Genomic DNA, 16,017 nt, shown 5'->3' with positions numbered 1-16,017 from the left:
AATCAGGTTTTGTCTTCAGCGAGAATCGATGCCGAGATGATCGCGCCGCCCCACCGACGTTCGCCGATACAGATCGCAACAGGGTTGCCGCTGGCAGTCGTGTTCTTGGCACTACCAAATGCGTAGGAAGGCAAGTTGTCGGGTGAAGCGCTTTGCTTTAAACCAGAAGCTTGTGGGCTCAGCATCTGAATAACCCCGCCCGCGACAAGACCAATACCTGCCGGCGCAAGATAAGGGGATGTGGCAGGAAACACGGCCGAGATGACCAACAAGACAACACCGAGCACAGTTTGCAGCACCCCGCCACGCTTGCTGCCGCCAACTACTGGGACAATCCTGATTTCTCTTGTGCCACCAAGTTCGAAAGCTGACTCACCGACGTTTCTACCATTTCGAAAAACGGCGAACCGCATGCCGAGCGCATCCAGCCTCTTCACCTCGCGGTCGAACCCCTCGATCGTGCAGCTAAGCGATTTCAGTACCTCTCGCGTACTTCCGGAATCGATCTGCTTCGGATGATTCCTACCAAATTTAGATGCCAGAGATCCGGACAACTTGATGTTGACCAGTCTTGGGGAGAGTAAAGGAGCAGCCTGCATTTTCACCTCGCAAAAGAAAGCCGCCTAATGGCGGCTTCTAATTATCTGCACTTCTGCATGGAATCCCTCAGCGATGATCGCCCGAGTTGAGACCAGGCAACCCGCTGATAGAGCTTTCCGACAGCGCCAGCCTGGGTAGTTGTGATGTCGAGAACATCGTCCGTTTGTTGGCCGAAGCCGTTCACGATCCTATAGCCTTTGGCGGTTTCGCTCATGACCGCCGCGGTGCCGTGTTCTTGCCATTCTGGAAACACACATAACGCATAGGCTTTTGCCGATTTCGAAGTGGTAACGGTTAAATTCGCTGGCGACGACATCAGGTCTGATGGACTGGAACAGGCAGCCAGCAGGGCAGCAGCTGCCAGCGCTATTACTAAATTTCGCATGATGGTCCCTCATTGATTGAGGGCTGAGCGTATCACCGGGCTGTGTGCCCATCCAGCATGGACAAATTTTCAGTAACTGAGTGGGATCCCACCGTAGTAGCTTTGCGCCTCCAAGGAATCGCTCCGGTCCGTTGCCTGCAAGCCCATGGACCTGACCAAATTGTCACAGGAGGTTGGTATGGGTGAAACCGAAGGTAGCTGGGGTTACTCCATCGGGCCAAGCAATGCGATGAAACTCCAGATCGCAGATATTGTTATCAACCATGCGCTCTGCGACGACCCGTTGTTGGAGATTTTCATATCTCTTTCTGGCATGGAACAGAAAATAGCCTCCCCAGTGGTGAAAGTTCTCAACTTGAAATCGGGTGCCTTGGCCAACGTAATCTCGTCATTGTCAGCTCAACTATCTACAAGGCTCGATCCTCAAATTGCATCTAGGCTGCCGGATGTCATCTCAGATTATCGCAAGCTATCGACGCTTCGAAACGAAGTCGCGCATGGCCAGTGGATGCCCTCTCCGGAGGGTAGCGACCATGCAATGCTCCAAAGTCTGCTTCGAAAAAACGACGACGGTTCTAAGTTTGAGAGACGGTTTTCTGCATCACAACTTAAGGAAATCGCTGTTGGATTAGCAATTACGCTTTCTGCGCTCCATGTGATATTAGCAATTCTTACTTCTGCGATTCCTAGCTTTGCGATAGCGGAAGCTTACAGGCAATACGACGAGGTTATTTTGAGAGTGAAGCGCTCCTTACTTGCGCTGCCTGAGCCTTTGGCTGAAGAACAGCCATGATCCTGAAAACTTCTTCCAGCAGGAAAGTGGACATCAGAGGATCGTGCAGGCTGTAGATGTATTGCAAGGCCGCCTCGGTCATCGCATCCGTCACGATGACCTGCCTAAGCTCTTGAGGTGGTCGGCCGGCAAACCGCGCAAGATCAGCAAGGTTTTGCCGGTTCAGCCAGTCCGATAGATCTGTCATTTAGCTACCCCAAACGAACCTTAGGCTCATTGTTTAGCGTTTTTGTGCCTGAGGATCAGGCGTGTTCTGTCATACCAAGGGCCGCCGAAGATGATGATCTCCGATGGCCTGCTGTACATGTGGTGAAGGAGAAACGGACCAGCGCCGTGCACCGCAGTCGGCTCGACGCGCAAGGTCGGATCTGCGCCGAGGTAAATGCCAGCGTGGTTGGGGTGTTTCGTGCGCCCTACTTCCATGACAACCATGTCGCCGCGCTGCGGTGTGCCGACACGCTCAAACCCCGCCGACTCATAGGCCTGCTCGTACAAGCTCGGGCCATCGGCATGCTCCCACCAGCCGTCGTCACGCTTGAAGGCTTCGAACTCCAACCCCCACTCGCGCTTGTACCAGTCAGCGCAGACCTGCCAGCAATCCCAGGCACCGTGCACAAAGGGGCGGCCCAGAAGCGGCGTATTGCCAGTGGGAACGATCGTTCGCAGATCACCTTCAGGCCAGCTGAGGATGTGCCAGGGCAATTCCGTCGCCTCGCACATCGCCAGATCGCGCGGCGAAGGCCTGCTCGTGGCGTCCGGATGCGAGTGGACGATGCCGATCACTTCGCCCAGGTCCTCGGCGGCGGCGTAATCCTCCGGCGAGATCCGAAACTCTTCATTGGGATCAGCTGCGGTGTTCGTGCACGGGATGTACTGCTGTTTTCGCCCGATGCTGATCAGCAGACCGCAACACTCGCGAGGGTAATCGGTGGCGGCGTGCGCCTGAACCGCCTTGAGAATATGTTTCAGCATGGTCAGCTCCTGGCTATTAGGGAAACGGCAGGGAAGCCGCCAAACGGCAAGGGGTTGCCCTCACCGAAGCGAGGCACACAACCACGCCCCAGAGTCGCGTCGCACTCGTCCCTCTCTGGATCGTCGGTGAGGTTTCCATCCTTGTCCCGGTATGGGCCGGTGTAATTGCAGTTTGGGCCGCGGTACCCGCCGGTGAGGCACCAATGGCACAGCGTCGTCATCTGCCGGCCGATGGATTCGCCGCCGACGTCGCCCGGGCTCGCCAACTCCCACGACACGCTCGATCCGTTCTCGGATGTCTTCTGGTCCAGATACCAGACCTCGATCGTCTCTTGCGAGGCGTCCGCATCCGGATTCCCGCCGGGGAAGTTCTCGGCATCCAGATACTTGCCCAGCGTGTGCCGCATCGTCAGCTTGAACTCCAGCAAATCTTCGAAGGTCAGGCACAACGCGGTAATACGGCCGTTGACGTTGCTCACCGAAAGGGTGGGACGCACCGCCGTGCCGCCGCCCGTCGCCTCGATGCCGTCGATCTGCATCGGCCAGGCGCCGTACTCCTCCCCTTGCCACCAAATGGCCTTTGCCGGCAACTGATCGGCGTCAGCGCCAGCAGCGATCAATTCCGCTGCGGTGTACGGGATCGCGTGACCATGGAACCGCAACACATCCGCCCCGTAGTCAGACCCATCCAATTCAAACAGCAGCACTTCACTCCCAGGCTCGAGCACCTGGATATCTTTGATCAGCGGCATGTCTTACCTACGGAATGAATGACTGGGTGAACGTGGAGGTCAGGGTGTAAAAGCCAGCACCGTTGGGGGATACGGTCGGCGCCGTAGCGCGGTAGAAGCTCAGTTCGCCGAGCGGGGGCGTCCACATGAACGACTTGAACCCGGCGTGACGATCAAGAAAAGCCTTGATCTCGAGCGCTACAGACTCACGAACTACAAAAGACACCGGCCAAACATCCACTTTGTTGTTAGGGCCATCACCCACCACCTGCTCGTAACCGTTCCCGAATTTGCTCGATCGGGTCCGGTACTCGGGTGTGCTCGTCGTCTCCAGCTTCGGACACCAGGTGAATGTCTCAACGGCCATTGATGGTCCTCCAAATCGCCCCGCCTGGCCGAAGCTCTTCAGCGATCGCCTGCTGAGCGCCCCGTTTCGCGGTATCGGCATAAGCCTGCCCGACCGCCTGCATGTCTTTCGCCGACGAGTCGTTTGCCGCGCTGGGCACTGTGAAGTTCTGTTGAATGACTACAGATCCGGCCGCGTTGGCCGGGCCAGTGCCCGCAGACCCGCCCGAAGCCAGGCCCACATATCCGCCGCCCGTGTAACCCGGCTTTCCGGACTTGTTCAGGCGCTCGAGGTACTGTCGCATCCCGGGCTGCTGAACCACTTCCTTGCGGATAACGACCTCTCCGCCGTGAACGACACCCATAGGCTCATACTTGCCCCCGTCGCCGGTGTAGCCGCCATCCCAGTGCTGCGAGGAGAGCCAGCTCTGGTAAGCCGCGCCGGTATACCCGGCCTGAGTCGAGCCAGAGGACCCACCACCGAAGTATGTGGTGGCGGCAGTGGTAGCCAACCCGAGGAGCGCGCTGCCTCCTGACGTGATGGCCTGCCGCGCGGCGATCCGGGCCAAGTCAGCGAGAACCGACTTGGTGAAATCGGCGATCGAGGCTTTGCCGGTCATGGCGAAATTCACGACCGAATCTTCAAGACCGCTGAACACCCCAGAGAACAGGCTCTTCGTCTGCCCAGCGACATCCTTCGCGCTTTGCAGATAGTCCTGATAGGCCGCTGAGGCTCCGACGGTCCAATCGCTTTGGGCCTTGTCCACGTCGACGTAGTATTGCCGCTGCATCGCCAGGCGCTGATCCAGCGCGCTTTTCAGCGATGCCGTCTCTTTGTCGTAGAGCTCGGTGCTGAACTGGTCCTTGTTGCTTTTGTTGTAGTCGGAGGTCAGCTTGTCCAGTTGCGACTGATAGGACTGCTGGATGTTTCGCTGTTCTTGGAGGCGCTGCTTTTGCACATCGCCGAGGCCCGCGCCAGCAAGATTGTTGTCGAGCCCTTGCTTGGCGCTCGAAAGCTGGCTCTGAAGATTTTCATCAAACGCGGCCAGCTTACGGCGTGTTTCGAGCGCCTTTTCCGACAGCGTGTTCTGGGTTTCCAGCGCCGCGTTGCGCTTGAGCTGCGCGGTGATGAGGTCCTGACTGGCCAGCAGCGATTTCTGATCAGCAGTGAGCGTCTTCTTACCTTTGATATCGGCGAGCTGTTGCTCCCACTCGATCAGCTTTTTCGCGTTCGAGCCGAGTTGCTGGCTTGCCGCCGACTGGTCGCCAATCAGCGAGTTCTGCTGCTGCAGCACCGCGTATTGTTGCCGCGCAGAATCCAGCGCTTTGGTGCCAGCGTCTTCCTGATACGCCTTCGGCTTTTTCGGATCGGCGTCTTTGTAAGAGGGGTTATCGCGGATTGCCTTGTAGGCTGCCGTTTCGTCCTCTGCCGAAATCTTGTATCCCGCAGCACGAGCCTTGGTGATACGGCGCTGCTCATCCTCGAGCGCCTTGTTCATCTTCTGCGTTTTGGTGAAGTTCGCTTCTCGCGCCTTCTGATATTCCTCGAATGCCTTGCGGCCCTCAGTCTGGGCATTCGCGTTTTCGCCCTCAGCCTTGCTCGACTTGGTCAGCGCGTCTCGTTGTTTGATGAGCAGGTCGAGGCGTGATTTCAAAAACCGCGTGGAGTCGCTACCCTCGCCGAGCGAGTCGGGAAACATCTTGGCCAGGACACCGCCCTTGCGGTCATCGAGCAGCTTCTGGGTATTTTTGATCTGAGCGTCAAGCGAGCTTTCACGACCAACCCCGACGATCTCTTCCCACGCCTTTTTCGCGGTACCCGCGAGAGAAGCCCAAGCAGTTTCCAGCGTGCCGAGATTCGCTTTGATGTTTGCAGCGCGCGCTTCGAGCGCTCGTGCGTATGCGTCCTCTGCCACGGCGGCAGCGCCCTGCTTATCGCCGTTTTCCTGCAACGCTCGAACCTGCTCGTAAACCGAAGCGGTGAGGAAATGGTACTTATCGTCCAGATCACCGAGGGTTTTCACGGGGTCCTTCGCGATCTTTTCAAACTCGGCGATGGTTTGCTCAGTGGCGGTCCCGGTCGCTTTCTCCCAGTTGATGGCAGCCGACGCGATCTGCTCAAAGCTCGCGCTGGTGATGTCTCCGGCGCCGGCAAGTTGCGCCAGCACCTCAGCCGCCTTGCCCGTGGTGGAAACGGTCGAACCAATCCGCTCAGCCATTCCCGCCAGTTGGTTTGCGCTGGTACCAGCGACGTTGCCGGTGGTTATCAGCGCCACCTGATACGCCGTAGCCTCCTTCGAGCCCTGATAGTAAGCCAGAGCCAACGTTGCAGCCGCAGCAGCGGCGACGGTGAACGGATTCACCAATCCCAGCACGTACCCGCCCAGCGCTTTCGCAGCAGGGCCGACGCCGCCGAACGAATCCTTGAGCTGACCACCCTGCTGCAACAGCACGGTAAGCGGGTTTTGCCCTGCCTGAATGGATGTGGCGATATCAGTGAACTGAGCGGGAACACCGCGCAGTGCTGCGGCGTACGCTTTCGCGGACATCGCGCCCTTGTCCATGTCGTTGCTGCTCTTGCCCAATGCAGCACGCTGGTCGTTTAGCTTTGAGAGGTAGTCCTTGAAGTCCGGCTCGTCGAGCCGGCCGGCCGCGCGATGCTTACGCAACTGCTCTTCCATTTTATCGAGCCGGCCGTATGCACCCACTACCGGATCAATCTGTCCAACCAGCTTGCCCATTTGATCGGCTTGGTACTTTGCCTCGCGGGTCGTGGACTTGAGCTTGCGTTCTGCCCGGTCCATCCCCTTTTCAAAGCCGCCGGTGTTCGCCACCAGGTCGACCGTCAACTGGCCGAGCGAATCAACAGCCATAAATCACCCCTTCACGCGCTGCAATAGCGCCAACAGATCCTGCGGCGTGGCTTCTTTCGGGGCGACTGCAAAGCCGCGGTCCGGCATGAAATCCGAAAGCTTGGCTTTACCGCCCATGACGTTGTTGAACACCGTGGCCAGCAGCGCGAAACCCTCATCGAGACGAAGGCCCAGATTCAGCGAGCCGGTCTGAAGCCGGTACCGCATCCAGTCCATCGCCTCGACGTAGGTCATTCTTTGCTTTGCTTCGGCGATCGTCGTCCCGAGGACGATGGCGAGCTCGTGCCAGAGCTCTTCCTCGGGTTGGATTTTTTTTCGAGCGCGCCCTCTGGCACCTTGTTGACCTCACCGATTGCGGCGAGCAACACAATCGCCAGCTCCGCGCAAAGCGGGCCATGACCCGTCTCTGGTCCGCCCACCACGTCGTCCACGGTGAAGACTGGAACACCCTCTTTATCGGTAATGCAGGACGCGATGCGCTGAGCGGCCAAGTCACCGCCGCGGTCCTGCGCATCCCAGCGCTGGGTCAGCGAAATGAACGACTCCTGCAGCACGTAGACGGTGGCCTTCTGCGGCTTCCCGTTCGCGTGCCAGCTGACTTCCTTTTTCTGCGGTGCCGAGATGAAAGCGCCGGCCGCCTTGAGCGACGCGATATTCAGATCCATAGGGGCTCCTTAAGGCGCGGTCTTGGCAACCAGAACGGGCTCGCCCGAGACCTGGATGCCAACGGTGGATTTGACGACGTCGCCCAGGCCGAACGTGAACGGGAAACTGTTCATGTAGCCTTCGAAGGTGAGCCAGGTGCGGGTGTTCGGAAGGTCGAAATCGATCTCGGTCTCCACCAACGCGCGCGCCGTCGCACCGGTACCAGAACCACCTGTGAGCGCTACGTTAGGTGCGCTGGTGTAGCCGGAGCCCTCGTTGGTGATGGTGAAACCGGTGACCTTTTCGTTTGCGATTTGCGCCGTTGCTGTCGCGCCAGTGCCACCGCCGCCAGTGATAGCCACCGTAGGAGCAGTGGTGTAGCCGGTACCCGCCGAGTTCAGCACCAGCGCAGCCAGGCCGCCCGGGGTGCCGACAAGAGGCTGGATTCCTTCTTCGGTGTCGAAGTTGTAGCCGTCCGACCAGCCAACAACCCACTGGAGCTTCGTACCAGCGGTCTTCAACTGGTGAAGGCGCAGGTGAACCGGGTTTTTCGGGTCGATGTTCAAGCCGAACGATGCCGAACCTGGCTCAGCAAGGCCGGCCTCGTATTCACGACCTTTCGATTTGGTGCACGTCACGTCAACTTGCGCGACCGAAGTGTCGATGCCATCAAGCGTGGTGAAGCAGCCCACATCGAGGATGGTGTTATCAGCCGGGTCGATGGCGAAAAGCTCAGTGCCCTGGACATTAATGGTCAATTTGTTACTCCCGATTTCCTGCGAAATCACTTATTGGCGCGCATGAAAAAACCCGCCGGAGCGGGTCGTTCTTTCTGTTCTGGTTACAGCCTTACGAGCCAGGCAACATCGAAACCTTTCCGGTAGTTTTTGGTGTCCTTGTCGCGACTATCGACACCGAAACCGGTCACATAGGCGTGTCTGCCGACGGCCCGACGGATTGCGACGACAACGGCGTCTGCGCTGCTTGCCGTATCAGCATAAACGTCTACCTGCAGGCCGTATCGGTCGGTATCAGGTAGACCATTCACATAGTTGAACGGCGATCCGCTGACCACCTGCCACACCGCGTATGGCTTAGCCACGCCCTCCGGAGCCTCTCCATGGGGATAGAGTCTCGTGGGGCTCATGCCAAGCAGCTGTGTCACAGCGGGATCGGCGACGCACGTTTTGAAGATCGGAGCGACCATTAGTTGATCCCAAGCTTAATGAGCTGATACTTGGCCGAGCTGAGGAACTCCTTGAAGACCGCTTCCCGGTTGTTCGCCAGCGCCGGCCGCAACATTGGTCGAGCCCGGGAGTGTTCCGTACCCAGTTCCACCCACCACCAATAAAACGTGTTGCCGCCACGCTGCCCGGCCTTTGTCTTGCGCACGCCAACTGATACCACTACAGCTCCGATCTCCTCGCCCAGCTTTTTCCGCTCAACCAATGCGATGTTCGCGGGTAGATAGTTGCAGGTCTCGGGATCGTCTACCCGGGAAGCCCTATCCTTTGCATCAGCCAGAACAATCTGCATGGCGTCCTTTGCTGCGGGCGCGGCCACCTTGGTCCGCACTGCACCGGTCAGCTCGCGAAATTTGGCGGATAGCTGGTCCGTTCCGGTAAACCTGACAGAAATGGTGTCAGCCATTGTTGAGCCCCTTCCCCACCATGATGGTGAGGTACTCCAATCCGGAGCCAGGATCCGGCAACGCCGGCCCTTTGAGTTCGTATATCTCGTTTCGATGAATGATCCGCATGGTGGGCAGAACACCGGACCTGTAACGAATCACCACTCGCGCGGTGGCGGCTGATTGAGCAGCTTGGGCAGCGATTAAGTCGCGAGCACTCAGCGGCTCAAACGATGCCGGGACGTTTTCCCAGGCGCTGGTCCAGCCGGGCAACATCTCACCTGTGGCCGGGTCCTGGACCAAGCCCGGTGATTCGATATCGATTCGGTGACGTAGCTTGCCTGAGCGCATCAGATCCCCCAGCCCACACGATATGGCGTCAGTAGCGCACGCGACCCCATTGGCAGTTCGTTGGATATCGTGCCGATCACGATGTCTTCACGGTTCTCGAACAGCGAGCCCAGGATCAGCAAGCATGCAGCGCGAATGGACGCATTTATCAGCACCGGATCCCGGCCCGCTGACCCATCAAGCACCGCAGCGCCCAGCGAATCCAAATCACCGTAAAAACGCCGGTTCATGAACTGGGCAGCGCTGTCCTCCGCCGCGGCGAGTAACAGCTCTACGTGCCCGCGATCCTCCTCTTCGGCGCGTAAATGCTGCATCGCTTGATCGGTCGGGATGGCGTTCATGTCAGGCCTTCGGCTTTTTGTCGGTGGCCAGGCCGGCAGCGACCAGCGACACCGCGTCATGCTTCGGCGACTTGTAGCCTTCGCCACCAGCACGGCGAATCTCTTTTCCGTCCAGGTAGCTACGCAACGGGTAAATCATGATCTGGTTGCCGTCCTCAGCAGCGCCATCCGCCTGCAACTGGTCAACGGCCGCTGCAGCAGCGTCGAGGGTAATCGTCGAGCCGGCTGCTGCGGCGCCGGAGGCCGGTTGACCAGCCTGCACGGTGTTGCCAATGCCATTGGCCGGGTCAGCGGGCTGGACCGGGCCAGTCCCTGCGCCTGCCACGGAAGCGCTATCTGCTGCTGCCGCCCCGCCTTGAACGCCGGGCGCCGTTGCCGGGCCGGTGGTGCTTTGTATCGGAGCCTGCGGGCCGAGCGTAGCGACAGTCGTATCCGCCGCCGTAGCAGTGCCTTTGGTCGCATCGCTCGCGCTTGTACGTGCCATATTCATCTCTCCTGAAACAGTGAGGCCGCCCGAGGGCGGCGCTCTGTGGGAAGGGTTAAGCGGCTGGGGTCAAAGGACCGGTCACGAAAGCTTCCGGGCGGTACACAGAGAAGGCGCAGCGCTCTTCAGCGCGGATGGTCACCATGTTCTTCTCGAAGTCGTCGGCGTTCTCAGTCGAGACCAGCACTTCGATGCCCATCCGGTCAAAGATCTGCGCAGCCAGGCTGAAAGCGCCTACCAGGAACTGGTCCTGAACAATGGCCTGGGTTTCAACGACCGGCAGGTTCCACAAGCGCGCCGCGGTGCCTTCTTGCGGCTTGCCAATGATGTAGCGACCTTCACCGTCCTTGAGCAGCTCGATGGCCGCCCAGTCGATCGGGTTCAGCACGATGCCGGTGGACGGGAACTCGGCCAGCTGCGCCTGCAGGAGCGCCAGACGAATGCGGTCGATGCGCTGGATAGCCTGTACCTGCACGCCTGCAGGCGGCGCGTAGATCTGGGCTTGGGGGATGATCCCCTTTAAGTTGTTGCCGGTGCCGTTGCCGTACAGCAGCTGCGCTTCCTCGGCCATCAGCAGGCCGTAGCGAGCTCGGGCGTCGATGTAGCTCTGCAACGCAGAAGCGTCGTCCAGGATTTGGCGGCTGCCTTTGAACAGGTGTGCGATGGTTCGCACGTTGGCGTTCTGGAGCTCGAATTTCAGATCGCTGTACGGCTTGGCCAGGCCTTCGCCGACGATGGCGGCGTTGTTGGTGAAGCCAGTTTCACGCACGTACTCGATAGCATTGCTGTCGGTGGTGCCAGGTGCAACCAGATCGCGAATGGTCAAGCGGCGCTGCGGCGCGAGAACAATGCCGACGCGCTCGGTCTGCACCAGTGCGCCACCGGAGGTCGGCACGGAGGTGATTGCGGCTCGCGGCACTGTCACACGGCGGGAGCCGCGGAAAGAGCTGTTTACGCCTTCTTCTGCCATTTTCGCAGCGACGAGCTGGCCGGCAGACTGATGAACTTCCGGTTCATGACGCTTGTTGGCATTGACCAGCTTTTGCTCAGCATCCTGCATGCGCGCCTGAAGCTCGCCCTGCTTCAGCAGCAGCTCGTCCACCTTGCCACGGGTTTCGGCCTGCATTTCACCGGAGGCTTTGATTTCCTTCTCGGTGCGCTCGGCGTAAGTCTTGATCTGGTCGCCAACGGCTTTCAGGTCGGCTTGGGTTTGCTTTTGGGAAGCTTCAATTGCAGAAAGATCTACAGGCATGATTTTGTCCTTTCAGAAATGAAAAAACCGCCTCGAGGGCGGTTATCAAATGGGTTGCAGCCCCAGTCGATCAGCAGGCGGGGATGAGCCCCCGAAGTGCCGACGCCTGATTTGCGGTTTCTTCAAACGCGGATACATCAAGGGCAGCGCTAGGCTTGCCCGGCACGACAGCGCGAAGCGTGTCGCCGCCAGCAGCGCTAGACCTGCTGGTCTTGATTTCTGAGATGAGCTTGCGGCGCTCGCTGCGCGGCATCCCTGATTTGGCGAGCGCAGCGTCGAGCTTGCGGGCCGAGTGCGCCTGACTGCCTTCTTCGCTGGGGGCCTGCTCCACTTCGGATGCGGATATCAGGCCGGTAGCGAAGCCCTTTTCAACGGCGTTCGAGCCGTTCATGTAGGTCTCCGCGTCCAGCATCTTCTCCACCGCGGACTCATCCTGGCCGCTGGTATCGGCGTATAGGCTGATCATCGCGCGGTCAAACTCTTCCATCGTGTCGGCGAGCTCGCGGATGGCGTGGCGGTTGCCGGCGAAATAGGTCCAGCAGTTGTGGATCATCAGGAACGCTGTCTTGGCGACTTCGCGCTTGGCGCCAGCCATTGCGATGACAGATGCCGCCGAGGCAGCCAGGCCGAGGACCTTGATCGTCACCTCTTGAGAGTGCTCGAGCAGGCGGTTGTAGATTGCAATCCCCTCGAACATGTCGCCGCCCGGGGAGTTGATGTAGACCGTCACTGGTTTGTCGCCGATCGACCGAAGCGCAGCGTCCACGCGCTTGAGCGTGACGCCCTCGCCGTACCAATCCTCACCGATGATGCCGTACATGGTGATGGTGTCAGTGCCGGCTTCCAGCGCAGCGCGCAGATCCGGATTCCACAAATCGAGCGCGCGCGGGCTCAGCTCACAGTTGAAACTGCGAGCGTTTACATTCAATGGCATGTTTACTCCTGAGCCTGGCCGAGCCAGTTTTTCAAAGCATTTTGAGCGGCTTGCCCGTCGGTGGACTGCCCGAGCTTGTCGATTGGCGCAAGGTTGGTCTGGACGGTGAGGACCGCAGCATTGCCGCCGTGGCGTGGGAGATTTTCCTTAACGCGGCATTCGTCGCGGGTCATGATCCCGTTTTGCGTCATCTTGCTGTACCACTCCGCCCTGCCCGCACTGTCAGCCTTAAGGAACGCCTCGAGCGAGAACTCTGCGTAGTAGGATTGGCGGTCAGCGGGGGTCAGTAGCCGCTTGTTCACGCACTGCTGAATCTGGTTGGTGATGGAACTGATGCTGAAGGTCAGGAAAGCAATCATCTGCTGTTCAAGCCCGGTCCCCCAATTACTACCCGCGTCAGTCTTGCCGACCATCCAAGGCGGCACGCCAAACCAGCGGCAGACCTCTTCGATGCTGTAGGCCCTGGACTCAAGCAACTGGGCATCCACCGGATTGATGCCGATAGACTCTGGCGTGATGCCCTGCTCCAGCACTGGCGAGCGTCCCGCGTTGAGGGCGCCAGAAACCTGCTTCACATAGTCTCGAAACTCCTCGCGTTGCTCAGGCTTGAGCACGCGATCAACCTTAAACGCCACGGCCGGAAGCAAGCCATTCTTGAACGTGCCGTTGGCTGCATCGTCGGCCGACATAGCAGCGCCGAACACGTCCGCACCATAGCGAATCGCCGATAGCCCTACTCGGCCGTCAAGGCTGAACGCCGGGATGTGCAACATGCTCTCGCGTTCGATCTGGCGCCGAGCACCTTTTCGTGGTCGGAACCAGTAGGTAACCCTGCCGTCATCATCAAGGTCGAGATCCACGCGCCCTGGCAGCAGGAAGTCCAGAGCAACCACGCGCGAGCCGGCACGATGAATTTCCGCGTACGCATTCCCCCGCAACAGCATCGAAGCGACCATGGCCTGCCAGAACTGGAAAGCCGTCATGTCCTCATTAGGACTCGTATGGATCACGTCGTAGAGGGCGAACTCTCGAGCATCCTTACGGCCACCGTTCTGCTCGCGGCGATAAACGCCCATCGGCAGGCCTGCAACAGAAGTCGAGATAATTCGAACGCATGACCACACGGCGGAGAGTTGCATGGCGTTGTCGACTGTCACTGTCTTGCCCGAGCTGGACTGTCCACCGCGAAACTGGCTCCAGAAACCGCCGTCGCTCAGACCTATGGGCTTGCCCAGCCATTCGCTAAGCGATGCACTCGGCTTGCGCGCGGCGCGGCCGAGCACCGCCGAGAAGGATTTACTCACCGATCAGCCCCTTGCGCACAAAACCAGCGATTAAAAGTAGCGAAATTCCGCCGGCGATCAGCGCCCAGCCCAGTCCTTGCAGGACGTATACCCCAGCAACTGCCGAGGCAAATCCGCACAGGGCGAGCAGGATGTACACGTTCAGTGGATTCATACGATTATCGGATCTCGAATGGCGGCCATGAAGTCGTCATTCCCCCGGCCTTCCGGGTTCAAAGAAATCAGGGTCACAGCGTTGAACAGGGCCATGAGTGGGTCAATCTTGGCCGACCCACTGGCTTGCTTGGTGATCAGAATAGAGTTAGCGCGAGGCTCAACCTTGGCGTTTCCCACACACCACGACATCATGGGTTGCCCCCCATGCTTCATGCCGCCCTCGGCAAGCTTTCGCTCTGCAGTCTTGATCGCACCGCCAAGTTTCCAGCCCTGGCTGATAGCGACGATCTTCTCTGGAGGGATATCGCGTTCGATCATTGCGTCGTAGATGGCGCCGATGCCTACCGGGTCGACACCTACCTTGTCCAAAAGGCCCGACTCTTCAATCTGCTCCACCAAGTCGGCGACGTCGTTCACGTCATCACCGATACGCGCTGAAAGCGTCAGGTTTCCCTGCTTTTGGAAGTCGTGAAATCGAGGTGCTTCTGCCTTTCGGCGTTCGAGAACTGATGGGTGGGCCCATGCATGAGTCCAGATGAGCCAGTCCCGTGTCCGCTTATCGCGCCCTACAGCGGCGAAGCCCAGCAAGTCGTCAAGGCCGCCCCCGTCAATACCGACGTCAATCACTTCGGACTTCGATAGCAGCATGTCCAACGTCAACACTGGTACGGCGGCGGCAGACCAAAAGTCAGCGCCAGCCCAGCGATCTGACCGCAGCGCCAAACCAATCTCGACGTTGAGGTGCTTGGACATGAAACCGAGAACCTCGGCTTCCCCCGCCTCCTCGGCCTTCTTCATCTCACGGATCAGAAACTTCTCGCTCACCGAGTACCCCATATTCGGGTTGGTGATGTAGAAGTTCTCGGGATTTCGGTGCTCCTGTGCCTTGAGGATCCGTTCAGGAAACTCATAGATCACAGGCAAGAAGTTGGGGTCTAGGATCGTCCCGTCTCGAACGCCGCGGGCATATTGGAGCTTCTCGCGAAACACCCCTGCCGGCGGCTGATCAGATTGCGTCGTCAGGTAAATAACGAAGCCTTCCGGTCGAGAAGCCAAGCCGCCCGTAGCTTCACGCAGCATGTTCGCTGCATGCGGGTTCTTGCCGAACAGGTGAAGCTCGTCCACCAGCACTACCGCAGCCTTCTTTCCCCCTACGGTGTTCTGGTCAGCGGCCACCACCTTAAGGGTCGCACCGGACTCTCGATGCGTGATCGTGCGGAGGTGGTCCTGCACGTGCAGCAGCGCCGACAGTTCTTCGTCGTGCTTGACCATGTCCCGCGCCGGGGCATAAGCATTGTTCGCCACCTCAATGGTGGGGGCCAAAATGATGAACTCTGCTGACTGCCGCCAGTTGCGGATCAGGACCGTCAGCATGATTGCCGCGGCGATCGTGCTTTTTGCGTTTTTCTTGCTGATCAGCAGGAAGAATTCCTGAATCAACCTCTCGCCGGTGTTTGAGTTGTAAGCACCGAAAATGGCGCCAGCCAGGTCGGTGATCCACGGCGCGCAGGAGTCGCCTATCAGGGGGCTCCCTGGTGCGTCGACGATCCGCAGATCGTTCAGCACCTCCATGCACGCACGCGCCTCGTCAGGAAACAGCGGCGGGAATGGAACCAGCGATTGTCGGTTGACGATCCTCGTTTCCCAGTCTGGGCACGAGGTGTCCCAGATGGGTTCGTTCAATTATTTCACCGCTCGCAAATGGCTCGGGGGTGGAGGTGCGGCACCAAACCGGCCCTTGGCAGCGATCTTGGCTGCATTCTCCTTCTCCTCTTTCTTGCCGCCCTCACCTTTACGGGGATGAATGAACGGCATCAGGGCCTTCGCGGCGTCGACGCGCAACTTCGAGTCTGTCTCGAAATCGTTCATCGTCGCGAGCAGGAACTCCTTCGGATCAGAGAAGCGCATGGCCTTAAGCAAGTCGAAGCTTTCATCGCCAGGGTCGTCGTCAGCAGACAGCTCCCCGCCAGATGCGCGGCCGCTGAATTTTGGTGGCGCATCCCCTTTAACAAATTTGTTTACTTTTTTGTTAACGGCTGGGCCGGCCAAGGCAGCGATAACGAACTGATCCTTGGCCAATCGTGCGCCAGCCTGGGCAGCGCTGGAGGCTGCGTAACCTGCGGCTATCGCTGCATCTTTATTGGACGCACCTTCCCTCTTCGCAGCGACGAATGCCTGCTTTTTCGGGGTCAGTGCCATTTAACAAAAAACCTGTGAGGGG

The 16,017-nt window shown here is 59.1% G+C and carries 21 protein-coding genes; 1 reads left to right on the top strand and 20 read right to left on the bottom strand.

From position 1 onward, the window contains the following. Window positions 1-2: 2 nt before the first annotated feature. Together QMX88_RS11100 and QMX88_RS11095 are read right to left on the bottom strand one after the other, a co-directional pair. Window positions 3-599, bottom strand: a complete 597-nt coding sequence (locus QMX88_RS11100; protein WP_282369113.1) for a tail assembly protein — start codon at window positions 597-599, stop codon at window positions 3-5. Between the two features lie 41 nt (window positions 600-640). Further along, window positions 641-985 carry a hypothetical protein gene (locus QMX88_RS11095; RefSeq protein ID WP_282369111.1) on the bottom strand — a complete coding sequence of 115 codons (345 nt, stop codon included), beginning with the start codon at window positions 983-985 and terminating at the stop codon, window positions 641-643. Between the two features lie 178 nt (window positions 986-1,163). Here QMX88_RS11095 and QMX88_RS11090 point away from each other — a divergent pair, with 178 nt between their 5' ends. Beyond that, on the top strand, window positions 1,164-1,778 hold the full coding sequence (locus tag QMX88_RS11090) for a hypothetical protein (RefSeq protein ID WP_282369109.1): 615 nt from the start codon (window positions 1,164-1,166) through the stop codon (window positions 1,776-1,778). A 213-nt stretch (window positions 1,779-1,991) separates the two neighbouring features. Here the strand turns inward: QMX88_RS11090 and QMX88_RS11085 are convergent, their stop codons facing one another. From QMX88_RS11085 to QMX88_RS11000, 18 genes are all read right to left on the bottom strand, one after another. After that, window positions 1,992-2,750: a C40 family peptidase gene (locus QMX88_RS11085; protein ID WP_282369107.1), complete on the bottom strand. Its 759-nt coding sequence runs from the start codon at window positions 2,748-2,750 to the stop codon at window positions 1,992-1,994. Between the two features lie 2 nt (window positions 2,751-2,752). Further along, on the bottom strand, window positions 2,753-3,502 hold the full coding sequence (locus QMX88_RS11080; RefSeq protein ID WP_282369105.1) for a phage minor tail protein L: 750 nt from the start codon (window positions 3,500-3,502) through the stop codon (window positions 2,753-2,755). A gap of 7 nt (window positions 3,503-3,509) precedes the next feature. After that, a complete protein-coding gene (locus QMX88_RS11075; RefSeq protein WP_133772973.1) occupies window positions 3,510-3,848 on the bottom strand; it encodes a phage tail protein in 339 nt (112 codons plus the stop codon). Continuing rightward, window positions 3,838-6,699 (bottom strand): phage tail tape measure protein, encoded by a 2,862-nt coding sequence (locus QMX88_RS11070; protein WP_282369096.1) that lies wholly within the window; start codon window positions 6,697-6,699, stop codon window positions 3,838-3,840. The genes QMX88_RS11075 and QMX88_RS11070 overlap by 11 nt, the downstream gene beginning before the upstream one ends. A gap of 3 nt (window positions 6,700-6,702) precedes the next feature. Continuing rightward, complete coding sequence (locus QMX88_RS11065) at window positions 6,703-6,933, bottom strand: phage tail assembly protein T (protein ID WP_282369094.1); 231 nt, start codon at window positions 6,931-6,933, stop codon at window positions 6,703-6,705. Next, window positions 6,930-7,364 (bottom strand): phage tail assembly chaperone family protein, TAC, encoded by a 435-nt coding sequence (locus tag QMX88_RS11060; RefSeq protein ID WP_282369093.1) that lies wholly within the window; start codon window positions 7,362-7,364, stop codon window positions 6,930-6,932. Before QMX88_RS11060 ends, QMX88_RS11065 begins: the two co-directional genes overlap by 4 nt. Before the next feature lie 9 nt (window positions 7,365-7,373). Next, window positions 7,374-8,102, bottom strand: coding sequence for a phage tail tube protein (locus tag QMX88_RS11055; protein ID WP_282369092.1), 729 nt, complete (start codon window positions 8,100-8,102; stop codon window positions 7,374-7,376). Between the two features lie 83 nt (window positions 8,103-8,185). Beyond that, window positions 8,186-8,551 carry a DUF3168 domain-containing protein gene (locus tag QMX88_RS11050; protein WP_282369090.1) on the bottom strand — a complete coding sequence of 122 codons (366 nt, stop codon included), beginning with the start codon at window positions 8,549-8,551 and terminating at the stop codon, window positions 8,186-8,188. Beyond that, window positions 8,551-8,994, bottom strand: coding sequence for an HK97-gp10 family putative phage morphogenesis protein (locus QMX88_RS11045; RefSeq protein ID WP_282369089.1), 444 nt, complete (start codon window positions 8,992-8,994; stop codon window positions 8,551-8,553). The genes QMX88_RS11050 and QMX88_RS11045 overlap by 1 nt, the downstream gene beginning before the upstream one ends. Beyond that, the gene (locus QMX88_RS11040) at window positions 8,987-9,325 is read right to left on the bottom strand and encodes a phage head closure protein (protein WP_282369087.1); all 339 of its coding nucleotides are present in this window, start codon (window positions 9,323-9,325) and stop codon (window positions 8,987-8,989) included. The genes QMX88_RS11045 and QMX88_RS11040 overlap by 8 nt, the downstream gene beginning before the upstream one ends. Beyond that, entirely contained in the window at window positions 9,325-9,666 is a 342-nt protein-coding gene (locus tag QMX88_RS11035) for a head-tail connector protein (protein ID WP_282369086.1), read from the bottom strand. Before QMX88_RS11035 ends, QMX88_RS11040 begins: the two co-directional genes overlap by 1 nt. Before the next feature lies 1 nt (window position 9,667). After that, complete coding sequence (locus tag QMX88_RS11030; protein WP_282369085.1) at window positions 9,668-10,150, bottom strand: hypothetical protein; 483 nt, start codon at window positions 10,148-10,150, stop codon at window positions 9,668-9,670. A 55-nt stretch (window positions 10,151-10,205) separates the two neighbouring features. Continuing rightward, window positions 10,206-11,402, bottom strand: coding sequence for a phage major capsid protein (locus QMX88_RS11025; RefSeq protein ID WP_282369084.1), 1,197 nt, complete (start codon window positions 11,400-11,402; stop codon window positions 10,206-10,208). A gap of 70 nt (window positions 11,403-11,472) precedes the next feature. After that, window positions 11,473-12,336 carry a head maturation protease, ClpP-related gene (locus QMX88_RS11020; RefSeq protein WP_282369083.1) on the bottom strand — a complete coding sequence of 288 codons (864 nt, stop codon included), beginning with the start codon at window positions 12,334-12,336 and terminating at the stop codon, window positions 11,473-11,475. A 2-nt stretch (window positions 12,337-12,338) separates the two neighbouring features. Next, a complete protein-coding gene (locus tag QMX88_RS11015; RefSeq protein ID WP_282369082.1) occupies window positions 12,339-13,640 on the bottom strand; it encodes a phage portal protein in 1,302 nt (433 codons plus the stop codon). Further along, window positions 13,633-13,794 (bottom strand): hypothetical protein, encoded by a 162-nt coding sequence (locus QMX88_RS11010; protein ID WP_282369081.1) that lies wholly within the window; start codon window positions 13,792-13,794, stop codon window positions 13,633-13,635. Before QMX88_RS11010 ends, QMX88_RS11015 begins: the two co-directional genes overlap by 8 nt. Then, window positions 13,791-15,479, bottom strand: a complete 1,689-nt coding sequence (locus QMX88_RS11005; protein WP_282369080.1) for a terminase large subunit — start codon at window positions 15,477-15,479, stop codon at window positions 13,791-13,793. The genes QMX88_RS11010 and QMX88_RS11005 overlap by 4 nt, the downstream gene beginning before the upstream one ends. Beyond that, window positions 15,480-15,995 (bottom strand): terminase small subunit, encoded by a 516-nt coding sequence (locus QMX88_RS11000; RefSeq protein WP_282369079.1) that lies wholly within the window; start codon window positions 15,993-15,995, stop codon window positions 15,480-15,482. It lies immediately after the preceding gene. Window positions 15,996-16,017 lie beyond the last annotated feature (22 nt).

Origin of the sequence: Pseudomonas sp. PS02290 (genome assembly GCF_029960075.1) — a bacterium.
Taxonomy (GTDB): domain Bacteria; phylum Pseudomonadota; class Gammaproteobacteria; order Pseudomonadales; family Pseudomonadaceae; genus Aquipseudomonas.
Note: the sequence above shows the minus strand (reverse complement) of the source record. Positions and strands in the feature narration are given on the sequence as shown.

What these genes read in the sequence shown, in the direction of transcription:
- QMX88_RS11085 (WP_282369107.1), bottom strand. Translation starts at nt 2,750, where the DNA reads ATGCTGAAACATATTCTCAAGGCGGTTCAGGCGCACGCCGCCACCGAT.
- QMX88_RS11040 (WP_282369087.1), bottom strand. Translation starts at nt 9,325, where the DNA reads ATGCGCTCAGGCAAGCTACGTCACCGAATCGATATCGAATCACCGGGC.
- QMX88_RS11035 (WP_282369086.1), bottom strand. Translation starts at nt 9,666, where the DNA reads ATGAACGCCATCCCGACCGATCAAGCGATGCAGCATTTACGCGCCGAA.
- QMX88_RS11030 (WP_282369085.1), bottom strand. Translation starts at nt 10,150, where the DNA reads ATGGCACGTACAAGCGCGAGCGATGCGACCAAAGGCACTGCTACGGCG.
- QMX88_RS11045 (WP_282369089.1), bottom strand. Translation starts at nt 8,994, where the DNA reads ATGGCTGACACCATTTCTGTCAGGTTTACCGGAACGGACCAGCTATCC.
- QMX88_RS11060 (WP_282369093.1), bottom strand. Translation starts at nt 7,364, where the DNA reads ATGGATCTGAATATCGCGTCGCTCAAGGCGGCCGGCGCTTTCATCTCG.
- QMX88_RS11080 (WP_282369105.1), bottom strand. Translation starts at nt 3,502, where the DNA reads ATGCCGCTGATCAAAGATATCCAGGTGCTCGAGCCTGGGAGTGAAGTG.
- QMX88_RS11010 (WP_282369081.1), bottom strand. Translation starts at nt 13,794, where the DNA reads ATGAATCCACTGAACGTGTACATCCTGCTCGCCCTGTGCGGATTTGCC.
- QMX88_RS11100 (WP_282369113.1), bottom strand. Translation starts at nt 599, where the DNA reads ATGCAGGCTGCTCCTTTACTCTCCCCAAGACTGGTCAACATCAAGTTG.
- QMX88_RS11050 (WP_282369090.1), bottom strand. Translation starts at nt 8,551, where the DNA reads ATGGTCGCTCCGATCTTCAAAACGTGCGTCGCCGATCCCGCTGTGACA.
- QMX88_RS11095 (WP_282369111.1), bottom strand. Translation starts at nt 985, where the DNA reads ATGCGAAATTTAGTAATAGCGCTGGCAGCTGCTGCCCTGCTGGCTGCC.
- QMX88_RS11000 (WP_282369079.1), bottom strand. Translation starts at nt 15,995, where the DNA reads ATGGCACTGACCCCGAAAAAGCAGGCATTCGTCGCTGCGAAGAGGGAA.
- QMX88_RS11020 (WP_282369083.1), bottom strand. Translation starts at nt 12,336, where the DNA reads ATGCCATTGAATGTAAACGCTCGCAGTTTCAACTGTGAGCTGAGCCCG.
- QMX88_RS11090 (WP_282369109.1), top strand. Translation starts at nt 1,164, where the DNA reads ATGGGTGAAACCGAAGGTAGCTGGGGTTACTCCATCGGGCCAAGCAAT.
- QMX88_RS11075 (WP_133772973.1), bottom strand. Translation starts at nt 3,848, where the DNA reads ATGGCCGTTGAGACATTCACCTGGTGTCCGAAGCTGGAGACGACGAGC.
- QMX88_RS11070 (WP_282369096.1), bottom strand. Translation starts at nt 6,699, where the DNA reads ATGGCTGTTGATTCGCTCGGCCAGTTGACGGTCGACCTGGTGGCGAAC.
- QMX88_RS11025 (WP_282369084.1), bottom strand. Translation starts at nt 11,402, where the DNA reads ATGCCTGTAGATCTTTCTGCAATTGAAGCTTCCCAAAAGCAAACCCAA.
- QMX88_RS11065 (WP_282369094.1), bottom strand. Translation starts at nt 6,933, where the DNA reads ATGACCTACGTCGAGGCGATGGACTGGATGCGGTACCGGCTTCAGACC.